Here is a 14143-nt window from a genome sequence, read left to right on the forward strand (position 1 = left end):
TTAATTGTATTAAGTTTTGCTAAACACATGAGATAGAAGAGTGGAATTATAATTTGTGAGTTCTCCAAGGGTTCTTAGATTGTTATCACAATGGAGCGCTAGAATTGTTGAGGAATTTATAGTGATTTTACTATCTATTGATTAAGGAATGATTCACTATTCCATAATTATTGGTATAAAAAACAATAAGTAGCAGTGGATTTTCGTGTAAATAACTATTACCTTGTATAGTGATCTTAAATATATTTCACTTAATCTTATACTTTAGATAATCTGATTTTTTATTCTGATAATTAAATAGTTTGTTTTTGATTATAGAGATTGTCTATACTGTTAAATTATCATTGTTAGTCCAGCTTTATTTTATGAAATGTGGTTAGTTATTCTATCTATATTTTGATTTTGCCACGGATTCTAGAGAAAAAAATTACGCTACTTTCTCATCAGAAAAAAGTTTTAATAGCACATTGATTTTTTTTGTTTTTCGAGAATGTTTATCGGTAAACTGAATATTGAGTTGAGAGTGTTCTGATGTGCAATTCATTAACCCGAACGAACTTTTTTTTGGGATGTAGGTAAATTGTTTGAATGAAATAGTTGTAAAGATAAATATCGTTTGAAGTTCTATTTTTTTTGTTTCCTGCCCTGTGAATTTTTTCACTTGTTTCGATTAAAATCAATTAACTGGATATTCTAATATTGTCACCTTAAAAGTGTTTTCGGTAATTTTTACGAAATAGGCTTCGCTACGACTTATGAAATCCATGTCGATTTTTGCAATGTTATTCTTGTTGTAATTTGAATCGAAAATTAATCTCTTTTCAATAAATTTTAATTTATATTTATTCGAATTAAAATGTGAAAGTCAAAATAATTAATTTTTTATCTGTCGATTTTTGCAGAATTGTACTTTAGATAATTACTGGTTTTTATAAGAGATTTGTGATATTTTCTATTCATTATCGTAAGTTTTTTCAAAAAAAATATAAGTAATTTCTTCAAAGATTAGTTTACTAATATCTAGTATAATTGTTAACCTGAAATCTGGAATTTGAGCAGTACGCTAAATCATTCTTGAAAATTTTAAATAGGCCTTTCGCAATTTAGTGTCATAGTTATTTTTGGCGTAGGAGGACCCGTTATATCCTCTTGCAAAAACCTTCCAATTTTTGTCTCGTAAAGGGTGGATTAAATTATTAAATTCTAAGAATCTACCGAAAGCATCCAAATGCTTCGCTTCAGAAATATACATCGTAGAGACAAATTCATCGATGGATACGTAGTTTAAACTTTCATAGTGAAAACCCATAATTTGAAAAGAGCCCCATGATGCTGAGGCGTAGGCAGCTTCATGTACCTGAGATAAATCACTCATTCCGGCTGCTTTTTCTAGGCGAGAATACTCCTTTGAACCACCAAGATAATGCTTACGGGTCCAAGTGGGATAGAGCACATTTTGCGTAAAAGAGTTTAAAAAATCCGCAGGATCGATGTTACGATTAATTAATTGCTGCCAAAAGATATGTCCTTCGAACAAAATTCGTGGTCGGCCATCGAGTAAAAATCCTTTGCCGTTACTCTCAACTTCATTCACAGCCTTTACTGCAGCAACTTCCAATTGGTAATGGTCAGCAAAGTTGATAATGTCCTTTTCAGATAACAACTTATCAAGATGTAATAGTAAGTTATTTTGAGCTGCAATCAATTTGCTCCAGGTTTTTGGTCCAACAATGCCGTCTACTACCAGTTCATGTGTTTGTTGAAAATCAAGCACAGCATTATGTGTGTCTTTACCAAAATAGTTAGAAACTACAATCTGATAGTTGAGACTTGAGAGAATTTCTTCTAAGAAATATACATCTTGGCCTCTGGATTTATATCTAAGTGTTTTCATATTATTAAAATACTTATTTATGTATAAATACGAACCAGCATGGGTATACATAATTGTATGCAGAAAACTTTAGCTAATAAAGTATGGGGGGATTTTCCCCCTGCTTGAGATCGTATTCAAAAAATATTGGGATTACAAGATAATCATTTAAAGTGTAGTTATTCTTCTGTATTTTAGGGTTTTAAATTATTTTTGTTTGATAAAAATGTTGCTTTTAATCTTTACTGTGTTTGTTTACTCAATTCTTTTTTAATTTATTAGCCAAATAAATCTTAAATTTTTTGAGTTATGGGAAAAAATAGACCAAAAAAGTGTGTTACAGTTGACGAAGCGAAGGAAATGCAACAAGTTTGGTGCGATACAAGAGCCAAAGACATTGATAAATGCATGAAGTTTCAGGATACTCGAGAGTTTTACTATACCGTTGAAGAATTGGAAGAGTATTTAGATTACGTTAAAAGTGAGTCTTTAAAACAAAATATTAAAGATCCTGGAATACGTATTTATTTTGGAGCCTACCCGCAAAAAAAATGTAAACATAATCATGGCTATGCTACTGTTTTCTTAGCGCCAACAGGTTCTCCCGCAAAAAGTATTGGCAAAGGAGGGGATAGTGCTGCAAATAATTACGACATTGACCCACTAAATAGCGGGACGATGGGTAAGCCTCCTATAAATTACTAAAAAGTGGAAGAATTATTTTCAGTATTATTTAGACAAACTATTTTTATTATAGAGATTTTAGCTGCATTTGTTGGACTCAAAATGTATGCAAGATCCAATAACAAAATGATAAAGCTTTTTGCTTTGTTTCTATTATTTATTGTAATCGTTGAATCTATAGGACATTATGTTTATCTCGTTGATAAAGGATATATGGATTTTCTAGTCAATACCAGATTTGTTAGAAATTATTGGCTCTATAACATTTCAACACCTATAAGTTTTGTCTTTTATATTCAATTTTTTATTTATTTTATAAAATCAAAGAAAGTTAAGTCAATTGCCAATATTATCGTGTATGTGTATGGAATTTTAGCTCTTGTAAACTTATTAGTAACAGATGTATTTTTCTTTAGTCTTTCGGTTTTTAGCTATGCAGTTGGTTCGTGTCTCTTATTTCTATTAATCATATATTATTTTTATGAGATTTTGAATGACGATACAATTCTTAATTTTAAACAATCATTTCCGTTTTACGTAGCTATTGGAGTATTAGTACACCATCTCTTAATGGCGCCTTTGTTTATTTTCAGTAAATATTATATTGAACTAGATAATCCTTTCTTTGTTTTAACATATGAAATAGTCTTAGTTGTTACTAACTTATTTATGTATTCATGCTTTATTAAAGCGTTTCTTGTGCATGCACGTAATCAGGAGCTAAATAAAGTAGAAAGCTAAAGAATAATCAAACTGGGGTTATATCAGCCTCAGTTTGATCTAATTCACCATTAACAGAGGGTAAAAGATACTTCTTCTTCCGAACTTGCTTAGCATTTACCGTATAGGTTTGACGAGAGCGGACTTTTTATGTATACTTGTCAAAACAAAACAGGATTGAAATGCTTTTACGGGAACAAATTTTACTTATTATTTACTTCGTGGTAGTAATTTTATTTTTCATCGTATTTGGAATTATCTTTTTTATGGCGTTCCAAAAAAGAAAAAACAAACTTATCCTGGAGAATATAAATGCACAACGTCGATTTGATGATGAATTGGTTAAATCTAAGTTGGAGATACAGGAGCAAACTTTAAAAAATGTAAGTTGGGAGCTTCATGACAATATTGGACAACTCTTGTCTACAGCTGTGATGCAAATGAATATGCTGGGATCTCGAGAAGAAGAACAGTACGATGATTCAATGAAGGATGTGAGAAATCTTGTGAGTAGTAGTCTACAGGAAATAAGAAGCCTGTCCAAAACACTTAATCATGAAGTGATTCAAAATGTGGGGATCGAATCTTCCATTAAAGTCGAGTTGCGTCGCTTTGAAAAATTAAACTTCTTAAAAACTAAATTAGAGATTACCGGTGAAGAATATGTCCTAAATCCTAAAGACGAAATTATTTTATATAGAATTGTTCAAGAATTTTTTTCGAATACCATAAAGCACGCAGAAGCTGAGAACTTGTTTGTGGGTATTGATTTTCAAAATAATGAACTCACTATAATCATTAAAGATGACGGGATTGGCTTTGATACCGAGTCAGTAGTGGCCAACTCGGGCTTGTTAAATATGAAGAGCCGTGCAGCATTAGTCAATGCCTCGTTTGAAATCCAATCACGTCTTGAAAAAGGTACCACGTTAAAAATTATTTACCCCCTTACCAAAGAAATTAAAAACGATTAATCGTTAGGGAATATGAAAAAAAAAACTGTCGTTATTGTTGATGACCATTTATTATTTGCTCAATCTTTAGAAAGTCTGATTTTAAAAATAGAGGGATATCATGTTCTAGAAATTTTGAAAAACGGAAAAGAGCTTACCCGATATTATCTACATAAGCGTAAAAAACCCGACCTGATCCTGCTGGATATAAAAATGCCTGTGATGGACGGGGTACAAACCATGCACTGGTTAAAAGAAAATCAGCCAAATCAAAAAGTACTTGCGCTCACCATGGAGGATGATGAAGAAACTATCATTAGAATGTTACGAGCAGGTGCCAGAGGATATTTGTTAAAGGATATTCATCCTGACAATTTTGAATATGCTATGAATGTGGTCATCGAGCAAGGGTATTACTATTCGGGGAAAGTTGAAAACCTCATGAAAAATTCAGAGGATACGATCCTTAAAAAGGAACACAGTCCAGCTGAAAAACTGACCGACCGAGAATGGGAATTTCTAAAGCTGGCCTGTTCAGAACTTACCTATAAGGCCATTGCACTTGAGATGAGTTTAAGTCCCAAAACTGTTGAAAACTATAGAGAAACAGTATTTAGAAAACTAGAGGTCAAAACGAGGGTAGGTATGGTAATTTACTGTTTAAAAAATAATTTTTTTAAAATTTAAGAAAATTTGTAACAAATATTCGGTAAACTAACTATCTTTGTATCAATAATGAAAAATTTACAATTAAATATCATTAGTATTAGTATCGTGGTGATTAGTTCATCTTGATAAGGTACTGTGATGATATTTGAAAATCCCTTTACCTAAAACGTAAAGGGATTTTTTTATTTTAACATCTTATGAAATCAATTACAACCATTCTTCAACCTCTAAGCACAGTTTTTACTGCAGTAATAATTGTCATTATTATTATTGGATCACCATGAGGGGAATGATTTATAATGCTTTTAAAAATCCCTTCAGCTGTCTGAAGGGATTTTTTGTTTAACAGTAATAAGCGGAGTTTAACAGTGTAAAATAAAATTGTATAGCTAATTGATTTTCAGTTTTTTATTGGAATTTACAATGCATTGAAAACTGTAAGTTCCTGTAAAACAATAAGGTGTAATCCAAGAAGTGAGATAATTTTATCAAAACTTTTAAAAAGTAATTAAAATAAATAGCATACATGGGCTTAAACAAGTATAGTAAACAAGTCACTCAAGATGATTCTCAACCTGCAGCACAAGCTATGTTACATGCCATTGGTTTAACCGAGCAGGATTTGACCAAACCGTTTGTGGGTATTGCCAGTACAGGATATGAAGGTAACCCTTGTAATATGCATCTTAACGATTTAGCAAAACTGGTGAAACAAGGTACTAAACAGGAAGATGTGGTTGGTTTGATTTTCAATACAATTGGTGTAAGTGATGGTATATCTATGGGAACACCAGGCATGCGGTTCTCATTACCGTCCCGCGATGTTATTGCAGACTCGATGGAAACGGTGGTACAAGCCATGTCTTATGATGCCTTAATTACTGTGGTTGGTTGTGATAAGAATATGCCAGGAGCCTTAATGGCTATGCTTCGACTTAACAGACCGTCGATTCTTGTATACGGCGGAACCATAGCATCAGGTTGTCATGAAGGGAAGAAACTTGATGTGGTCTCAGCATTTGAAGCTTGGGGAGAAAAAGTTTCCGGTACTATTACCAAGGCCGATTATAAAGCAGTAATAGAAAAGGCGTGTCCGGGAGCGGGAGCGTGCGGTGGAATGTATACCGCTAATACGATGGCGGCGGCTATAGAGGCACTAGGAATAGCGCTACCGTATAACTCATCCAATCCGGCAATAAGTGATCAGAAAAAAGAGGAAAGCATCGCAGCAGGAGCGGCAATTCGTCTCTTACTTGAAAAAGACATTAAACCGTCTGATATTGTAACTAAAAAAGCCTTAGAAAATGCAATCACCTTAGTAACAGTTTTAGGAGGATCCACCAATGCTGTCTTACATTTTTTAGCAATTGCTCGCGCTGCAAATATCCAATTTACCTTAGCAGATTTTCAAAGAATTAGTGATACTACGCCATTTCTCGCTGATCTTAAGCCAAGCGGAAAGTACCTGATGGAAGATGTACATCGTGTGGGCGGTGTGCCCGCAGTTTTGAAGTATTTGCTCAAAAAAGGATTGTTGCATGGAGATTGTCTTACCGTTACCGGAAAAACATTAGCTCAAAACTTACTGGATGTTCCGGATCTTACTCAGGATCAAGATGTGATTAAATCTATTGAGCATCCTATCAAAAAAAGTGGGCATTTGAGAATTATGTTTGGCAATTTGGCTGAAGAAGGATGCGTTGCAAAAATAACAGGAAAAGAAGGCTTGACGTTTCAAGGCAGAGCCATCGTATTTGATGGAGAATATGCCGCAAACGATGGTATTAGTAACGGAAGGGTGACAAAAGGAGATGTGGTTGTTATACGCTACGAAGGACCTAAAGGTGGTCCCGGTATGCCCGAAATGCTAAAGCCTACAGCTGCTATTATGGGAGCAGGTTTAGGTAAAGATGTTGCCTTAATCACTGATGGTCGATTCTCAGGTGGTACTCATGGGTTTGTGGTAGGACACATTACACCTGAAGCTCAGGATGGTGGAACAATTGCTTTACTGCAAGATGGTGACATTATCACCATTGATGCGGTTACAAACACCATCGCTGTACAATTGACAGAGCAAGAAATTGCGGAAAGAAAAAATCACTGGAAACAGCCTCCCTTAAAATTTAAAAATGGAGTACTGTATAAGTATGCAAAAACGGTTGCTTCGGCCTCAAAAGGTTGTGTTACCGACGAATTTTAACAAAATTAAAAATGCTATCCTTCAGGGAGCTTAATCAATAAAAATCAACAGCTATGCAAACACAAACAGCACCGGCAAAAATAAATCTGAAGAAAAAAACGGTAACAGGCGCAGAAGCTGTCATTCTATGTTTATTAGAAGAAGGAGTTGATTTGATTTATGGATATCCGGGAGGTGCCATCATGCCAGTGTATGATGAACTTTATAAATATAGAGATCAACTACATCATGTATTGACACGTCATGAACAAGGAGCTACTCATGCAGCTCAGGGATTCGCAAGAGCCAGTGGCAAAGTAGGAGTAGCTATTGCCACATCTGGACCGGGAGCAACTAATTTTGTAACAGGAATTGCAGATGCTCAGATCGATTCTACACCGATGGTATGTATAACAGGTCAGGTTGGGTCGCACTTATTAGGAACTGATGCATTTCAGGAAACTGACATTATCGGAATATCTACTCCGGTGACCAAATGGAATTGTCAAATAACTAAAGCCGAAGACATCCCTGCAGTTCTGGCAAAAGCATTTTATATCGCGCGTTCTGGAAGACCTGGTCCGGTTTTAATCGATATCACAAAGGATGCACAATTTGGTAGTTTGGATTTTGAATATAAACCATGCAAAGGAGTGCGAAGTTATATTCCGGTACCCACAACTACTCCTGAAAGTATTCTTGAAGCGGCGGAGCTAATTAATCAAGCCAAGCGACCTATGATTGTATTCGGGCAAGGAGTTATACTTGGTGAGGCTGAAGATGAGTTTAAAACCCTTATCGAAAAAACGGGTATCCCGGCGGCTTGGACAATCCTTGGACTTTCCGCTTTACCAACGATACATCCGCTCAATGTAGGGATGGTGGGTATGCACGGTAATTATGGACCTAACGTATTGACGAATCAATGCGACGTTTTAATTGCTATCGGTATGCGATTTGATGATCGTGTGACAGGAAATCTAGAAACTTATGCCAAACAAGCAAAAATCATTCATTTTGAAATTGATCCTGCCGAGGTAAATAAGAATGTTTCTGTTGATGTAGCAGTCATGGGAAATGTCAAAACAACATTAAAACAAATACTTCCGCACCTGATTAAGAATGATTATTCTAATTGGCTCAAAAAATTTAAAGAGTTTCAAACGATAGAACATGAAACGGTCATAGACAGCGAATTGAATCCATCCTCGGGCAACATAACAATGGGAGAGGTACTTCGCCATATTAATGAGTTTACAAACGGTGACGCAATTCTTGTTTCTGATGTGGGCCAGCACCAGATGGTAACCTGTCGTTACGCCAAATTCAATAAAACTAAAAGTAATATAACTTCGGGTGGTTTAGGGACTATGGGCTTCGCTTTGCCAGCAGCAATAGGAGCAAAAATGGGTGCTCCAGAGCGTCAGGTTATTGCTATAATTGGTGATGGCGGATATCAAATGACTATTCAAGAATTAGGAACTATTTTTCAAACAAGAGTGCCGGTTAAGATAGTTGTTCTTAATAATGATTTTTTAGGGATGGTGAGACAATGGCAACAACTCTTCTTTGATAAACGCTATGCGTCAACAGAAATGATCAATCCCGATTTTGTAACTATCGCTAAAGGCTATCGGATTGAAGCTAACAGCGTTTCGGAAAGAAAAAACTTAAAAAGCGCCATTGCTAAAATGCTTTCCTCGGATGAAGCACATTTTTTAGAAATATGTGTAGAAAAAGAAAGTAACGTATTTCCTATGATACCCACCGGGGCTTCAGTGTCCGATATAAGACTGAGCTAACACAAAGAAAGAAACTATGGAAAAAGAAAATTATACCATATCGGTGTATACAGAAAATAACATTGGACTACTCAATCGTATTTCATCAATTTTTTCAAAACGGCATATTAATTTAGATAGTCTGACAACATCGGTGTCCGAAATTAAAGATGTATATCGTTTTACGATTGTGGTTCAGGTCACAGAGGATCAGGCCAGAAAATTAGTTGGTCAAATTGAAAAGCAAATAGAGGTGATTAAAGCATTTTATCATAAAGATGAGGAAACTATTTTTCAAGAGACAGCCTTATTTAAAATGGCATCAAAACTACTTTTTGAGGATAGAGAAATTCAGTTGGTTATAAAAGAGCATAGCGCTCATATAGTGACTGTTACTCCAGAATATTTTGTGTTAGAGAAAACCGGAAGCCGACAGGAAGTTGAACTGTTGTATGATCGTTTAGAGCCATATGGGTTAATGCAGTTTGTACGATCAGGTCGTATTGCCATCACCAAAGATAAAATGCACATTTCTAAAATTCTGGAAAATTTTTCTATAGCATCCTCATAATAGTAAAAGAAAAAAACATGTAACCAATTTACCATCCGCTACTGCGGAAAAACTTAAAAATAAAATAATAAAATGACCAATTACTTCAACACATTATCACTGCGAGAACAGCTTACACAATTAGGCAAATGTCGATTTATGGCTGCAAATGAATTTGATGAAGGGGTGACAGCTTTAAAAGGGAAGAAAATTGTAATTATCGGATGTGGAGCACAGGGCCTCAACCAAGGACTCAATATGAGAGACTCCGGATTGGATATTTCATACGCTCTTAGGCAAAAAGCAATAGATGAAAAGCGAACTTCCTTTAAAAATGCTTCAGATAACGAATTTACCGTGGGCACGTATGAACAACTCATACCCGAGGCTGATGTAGTAATCAATCTTACCCCTGATAAACAACATACTCAGGTAATTAATGCGGTTATGCCGTTAATGAAAAAAGGGGCTACACTGTCTTATTCTCACGGGTTTAATATTGTCGAGGAAGGTATGAAAATTCGGGAGGATGTAACAGTTATTATGGTAGCACCAAAATGTCCGGGATCTGAAGTGAGAGAAGAATATAAAAGAGGTTTTGGGGTTCCCACATTGATTGCAGTGCATCCGGAAAATGATCCTCAAGGACACGGTTTAGCACAAGCAAAAGCGTATGCAGTGGCAACGGGAGGGCATAGAGCAGGAGTGTTGGAGTCATCCTTTGTGGCCGAAGTAAAATCGGATTTGATGGGGGAGCAAACTATCCTCTGTGGTTTATTACAAACAGGCTCCATACTTTGTTTTGATAAAATGATTGAAAAAGGTTTGGATTCGGGATACGCTTCCAGATTAATTCAATATGGTTGGGAAACAATTACAGAAGGCCTCAAGTACGGTGGAATAACCAACATGATGGATCGTTTGTCAAATCCTTCTAAACTAAAAGCATTTGAACTTTCTGAAGAACTAAAAGACATTATGCGTCCTTTATTTCATAAACACATGGATGATATCATATCCGGACGTTTTTCTAAAACCATGATGGAGGATTGGCAAAACGATGATAAAAATTTACTAACCTGGAGAGCGGCAACCGGAGAAACAGCATTCGAAAAAACTCCTGCTGGCAATATGGAAATTTCTGAACAGGAGTTTTATGATCATGGTGTACTTATGGTAGCATTTGTTAGAGCCGGAGTAGAATTAGCATATGAAGCAATGACAGCTTCTGGTATTATCGATGCTTCAGCCTACTATGAATCATTACATGAAACTCCGTTGATTGCAAATACGATCGCTCGGAAAAAATTATTCGAAATGAATCGTGTGATTTCAGATACAGCAGAGTATGGTTGTTATTTATTCGATCATGCATGTAAGCCCTTGTTAGAAGATTTTATGGCTTCAGTTGATACCGATGTTATTGGAGAAGCCTATGATAAAGAAAAGGATAATCATGTCGATAATGCAAAACTGATCGAAGTTAACAGCATCATAAGAAATCATCCAATAGAAATGATAGGCGCGCAGCTTAGAGCATCTATGACAGCCATGAAACCTATAGTTTAATAATATAAAGCTTATCTGACTGGGCCTGTCTAGGTTCTTTTGATGTGTATTGTGAATCCTGTGATGGGCTCAGAAAGATAAATTATAATATGAATACGACCGAAACAGCATATTTTCCAGCTATAAAAGATATCAAAGAAGCTGCAATTACTATTCAAGACGTCGCCATGGTAACTCCTTTGATGAATAGTGTTCGCTATTCAAAAGCATATGGCTGTAATGTTTTCTTGAAACGCGAAGACCTACAACGCGTAAGGTCCTATAAAATAAGAGGAGCCTTTAATAAAATAAGTTCATTAACAGGGAAAGAACGAGAGCGAGGAGTTGTTTGTGCAAGTGCAGGCAATCATGCACAGGGCGTAGCCTTTGCCTGTCAACATTTAAAAATACAAGGTACTATTTATATGCCTTCGGTGACACCTAAGCAAAAAGTTGAACAAACTGAGATGTTTGGAGGAGAATTTGTCAATGTGGTATTAGAAGGCGATACTTTTGATGATGCCTCAAAGGCGGCAGTAAAATTATGTAAACAAAAGAACAAAGTTTTTGTACATCCTTTTGATGATCCCAAAACAATAGAAGGGCAGGGGACTATTGGTCTTGAAATTTTGCAACAGTCTGATCAACCGATAGATTACGTCTTTGTTGCGGTAGGAGGTGGGGGATTAGCATCCGGTTTATGCGGAGCACTTAAAGTATTATCTCCAAAAACGAAAATTATAGGTGTTGAACCCTTGGGCGCACCATCGATGTCAACTTCTACAAAGGAGGGTAGAAACACAGAAATTACAAACATCGATAAATTTGTTGATGGAGCAGCAGTACAGCGTGTTGGTGATCTTAATTTTGAAATTTGTAAGAATCACTTGGATGATATGCTTACGGTGCCTGAAGGCTGGGTATGTCAAACCATTTTAGATCTTTATAATCGAGATGCAATAGTAGTTGAGCCCGCAGGAGCTTTAACATTAGCTGCTTTAGAAGAATATAAAGACAAAATTGAAGGAAAAAATATTGTTTGTATTGTAAGTGGTAGTAATAATGATATTACCCGTACAGCAGAGATAAAAGAACGTGCTTTGTTATATGCTAGTCTAAAACATTATTTTATCGTTCGTTTTCCTCAGCGTGCAGGAGCTTTAAAACAGTTTGTTGTAGAGGTATTAGGACCAGATGATGATATTACTCATTTTGAATATTCAAAAAAGTCAAGCAGGGAGAATGGTCCAGCAGTGGTTGGAATTGAGTTAAAACACAAAGAAGATTTAGGACCTCTAATTCAACGTATGAAGCAGTATAACTTTTTTGGAGATTATCTTAATAACAAACCAGATCTATTTCAATATTTAATATAAGCAATTAGAACGAAGTATAAGCCTCTGATTCTTCGATTAAAGTAACAGTTTTGTAGCTCTTTTCTAATTTTTTAAAATGTTCATAGTGATGAACTTCTTCATTTTTAAGTCCCTTAATTATAGTAATTGTTTCTGAAACAATAGCAGGTGCTTCAACCAAGTTGTCGATTCTAGCAGCTTCTTTGGTGCCTATATTTGTATTAGTATCAGACTCGGATATATATTCAAAAACTTTATATGATATTAAGTTATCATCTCCAAATTCCTCAGAAAAAGACTGAGAGAATGTAGTTAAAGTTGTACCGAAAAATAAGGTAAAAAGAAGTGTTTTTTTCATTGAAAAAGCCAATTAAGATGATTTGTATAGATGATTGTGTTCGACAAAAATATCCTTAAATAAACTCTGCTTCCTGCAATACTCAGTTAAAATACTGTGAGAGATATGTTATAATTGTTAAGTGATTCAAAATGCTAAAACGATACATGGTAACTTAGAAGTAGTCAGTAATTAGACATAAGTATATAATAAAATGTTGCGAGAACACTTTAAGCTACATGCTACACGAAGTCGAACGATTTAGATTACAAAAAAAATCTTAAAAAAAGATCTTTCTAATTATCTAAGGCTCCAGTTTCTACAAAGTTACTAGCAAAATTTCTTTTAAAAATTTTAAAAGCTCAACAAGTGTTAAAATTACTAAATAGTCTAAATTATTTGTTAATATGTGTTTTTAATCGATATATTCGCTCCGTTAAACCGATTTAATAATATTTATTTAAAAACAATTATGAAAAAAATTTTACTATTTGTAGGTATCGCTATGTTGAGCTTCGCTTCAGCAAACGCTCAGGTTAAGTTTGGATTTGGATTAGGATACGCTTCTCCGATGGGTGACGCTTCTGATTTCTTAGATGGTGGTATTTCTGCACATTTAGAAGTAGGATACGGAGTGACTGAAGATATTGACGTATCGTTCCTTTATCAAGGTGATTTCTTAGTAGGAGCTGATTTAGACGGAACTTCTGTTGGAAACCTAACTATTGGATCTTATTTAGTTAATACACGTTATTTCTTTAAGAAAGAAGGTTTTCGTCCATATGCGAGTCTTGGTTTAGGTATGGCTAATGTTGGAGGTGTAGAACTTGAATCAAGTAATAATAATTCAGAATTGGAGCTGAAAACAGACAGTAAATCTAACTTTGGTATTCGTCCTGCACTTGGTTTTAAATACAAAGTATTAAACTTTAATGTAGCGTATTTGAGTGCTGGTAAAACTGAAACTGACGAATCAGTTGGTGATTTAACAGTAAATGTTGGTTTACTTTTTACTTTTGGAGGAAACTAAAAAGTAATTAAACAAACAATATAATAGAAGAGTCGCCAACTGGCGACTCTTTTTTTTAATTAATTCTTTTCTTACTTCAAAAAAAATTGTACTATTGCAGTGTTAGTTAACGAAAGGGGCCAAGGCCGACGATTTAGAGTTACTATTATGAAAACACTACATTTTTTTACTTCCGATTTTAATCAATCAATTTTTTTAGAAGACCTCTTAATTTGCGTGCGACGCTTTCGACGTCCCATCGGGCTGTAATTAATTTTCAAAGTGGGTGTGTCCTGCTTTCCCGTGAGGTTAAATCCATATACTATCAGATTCAGGTTTCTTTCTCTTAGAAAGTTATTATGTTATTCGATATGACCGGTTCTGGTCTGGATTCAAAATTCAAAATTTTTAATAGTAGTTATCCTTAGAGTGATCTTTTGATACCTAATTTATTGTACTGTACATCCCTTCTTGTTATTAGA

Annotated in this window: 12 protein-coding genes; 10 read left to right on the forward strand and 2 right to left on the reverse strand. The window is 35.1% G+C overall.

The genetic code is table 11. From position 1 onward, the window contains the following. Window positions 1-1063: 1063 nt before the first annotated feature. Window positions 1064-1894: an N-acetylmuramidase domain-containing protein gene (locus ACJRPK_RS12765; protein ID WP_407140442.1), complete on the reverse strand. Its 831-nt coding sequence runs from the start codon at window positions 1892-1894 to the stop codon at window positions 1064-1066. Window positions 1895-2182: 288 nt separating this feature from the next. Here ACJRPK_RS12765 and ACJRPK_RS12770 point away from each other — a divergent pair, with 288 nt between their 5' ends. The 9 genes from ACJRPK_RS12770 to ilvA all read left to right on the forward strand — a co-directional run bounded on the left by ACJRPK_RS12770 (window position 2183) and on the right by ilvA (window position 12336). After that, a complete protein-coding gene (locus ACJRPK_RS12770; protein WP_407140443.1) occupies window positions 2183-2578 on the forward strand; it encodes a hypothetical protein in 396 nt (131 codons plus the stop codon). 3 nt (window positions 2579-2581) lie between these two features. Next, window positions 2582-3298 (forward strand): hypothetical protein, encoded by a 717-nt coding sequence (locus tag ACJRPK_RS12775; protein WP_407140444.1) that lies wholly within the window; start codon window positions 2582-2584, stop codon window positions 3296-3298. 161 nt (window positions 3299-3459) lie between these two features. Next, window positions 3460-4251 (forward strand): sensor histidine kinase, encoded by a 792-nt coding sequence (locus ACJRPK_RS12780; RefSeq protein WP_407140446.1) that lies wholly within the window; start codon window positions 3460-3462, stop codon window positions 4249-4251. Between the two features lie 12 nt (window positions 4252-4263). Next, window positions 4264-4917, forward strand: a complete 654-nt coding sequence (locus tag ACJRPK_RS12785; protein ID WP_407140448.1) for a response regulator — start codon at window positions 4264-4266, stop codon at window positions 4915-4917. Between the two features lie 508 nt (window positions 4918-5425). After that, on the forward strand, window positions 5426-7102 hold the full coding sequence (gene ilvD, locus ACJRPK_RS12790; RefSeq protein ID WP_407140450.1) for a dihydroxy-acid dehydratase: 1677 nt from the start codon (window positions 5426-5428) through the stop codon (window positions 7100-7102). A 53-nt stretch (window positions 7103-7155) separates the two neighbouring features. Continuing rightward, entirely contained in the window at window positions 7156-8883 is a 1728-nt protein-coding gene (ilvB, locus tag ACJRPK_RS12795) for a biosynthetic-type acetolactate synthase large subunit (RefSeq protein ID WP_407140452.1), read from the forward strand. Between the two features lie 16 nt (window positions 8884-8899). Continuing rightward, entirely contained in the window at window positions 8900-9433 is a 534-nt protein-coding gene (ilvN, locus tag ACJRPK_RS12800; RefSeq protein ID WP_407140454.1) for an acetolactate synthase small subunit, read from the forward strand. A gap of 72 nt (window positions 9434-9505) precedes the next feature. After that, on the forward strand, window positions 9506-10981 hold the full coding sequence (gene ilvC / locus ACJRPK_RS12805) for a ketol-acid reductoisomerase (protein WP_407140456.1): 1476 nt from the start codon (window positions 9506-9508) through the stop codon (window positions 10979-10981). 89 nt (window positions 10982-11070) lie between these two features. After that, window positions 11071-12336 carry a threonine ammonia-lyase IlvA gene (gene ilvA / locus ACJRPK_RS12810; RefSeq protein ID WP_407140458.1) on the forward strand — a complete coding sequence of 422 codons (1266 nt, stop codon included), beginning with the start codon at window positions 11071-11073 and terminating at the stop codon, window positions 12334-12336. Between the two features lie 4 nt (window positions 12337-12340). Here the strand turns inward: ilvA and ACJRPK_RS12815 are convergent, their stop codons facing one another. Beyond that, the gene (locus ACJRPK_RS12815; RefSeq protein ID WP_407140460.1) at window positions 12341-12673 is read right to left on the reverse strand and encodes a hypothetical protein; all 333 of its coding nucleotides are present in this window, start codon (window positions 12671-12673) and stop codon (window positions 12341-12343) included. A gap of 451 nt (window positions 12674-13124) precedes the next feature. On the opposite strand from ACJRPK_RS12815, the gene ACJRPK_RS12820 reads away from it, so the two are divergent. After that, window positions 13125-13682 (forward strand): outer membrane beta-barrel protein, encoded by a 558-nt coding sequence (locus ACJRPK_RS12820; protein WP_407140462.1) that lies wholly within the window; start codon window positions 13125-13127, stop codon window positions 13680-13682. Window positions 13683-14143: the final 461 nt, after the last annotated feature.

It is taken from the genome of Aquimarina sp. 2-A2 (assembly GCF_045505135.1).
Lineage (GTDB): Bacteria > Bacteroidota > Bacteroidia > Flavobacteriales > Flavobacteriaceae > Aquimarina > Aquimarina intermedia.

Excerpts from the sequence above, each read along its gene's own strand:
- ACJRPK_RS12765 (WP_407140442.1), bottom strand. The coding sequence starts at position 1,894 with ATGAAAACACTTAGATATAAATCCAGAGGCCAAGATGTATATTTCTTA.
- ACJRPK_RS12770 (WP_407140443.1), top strand. The coding sequence starts at position 2,183 with ATGGGAAAAAATAGACCAAAAAAGTGTGTTACAGTTGACGAAGCGAAG.
- ACJRPK_RS12780 (WP_407140446.1), top strand. The coding sequence starts at position 3,460 with ATGCTTTTACGGGAACAAATTTTACTTATTATTTACTTCGTGGTAGTA.
- ACJRPK_RS12785 (WP_407140448.1), top strand. The coding sequence starts at position 4,264 with ATGAAAAAAAAAACTGTCGTTATTGTTGATGACCATTTATTATTTGCT.
- ilvD (WP_407140450.1), top strand. The coding sequence starts at position 5,426 with ATGGGCTTAAACAAGTATAGTAAACAAGTCACTCAAGATGATTCTCAA.
- ilvB (WP_407140452.1), top strand. The coding sequence starts at position 7,156 with ATGCAAACACAAACAGCACCGGCAAAAATAAATCTGAAGAAAAAAACG.
- ilvN (WP_407140454.1), top strand. The coding sequence starts at position 8,900 with ATGGAAAAAGAAAATTATACCATATCGGTGTATACAGAAAATAACATT.
- ilvC (WP_407140456.1), top strand. The coding sequence starts at position 9,506 with ATGACCAATTACTTCAACACATTATCACTGCGAGAACAGCTTACACAA.
- ilvA (WP_407140458.1), top strand. The coding sequence starts at position 11,071 with ATGAATACGACCGAAACAGCATATTTTCCAGCTATAAAAGATATCAAA.
- ACJRPK_RS12815 (WP_407140460.1), bottom strand. The coding sequence starts at position 12,673 with ATGAAAAAAACACTTCTTTTTACCTTATTTTTCGGTACAACTTTAACT.
- ACJRPK_RS12820 (WP_407140462.1), top strand. The coding sequence starts at position 13,125 with ATGAAAAAAATTTTACTATTTGTAGGTATCGCTATGTTGAGCTTCGCT.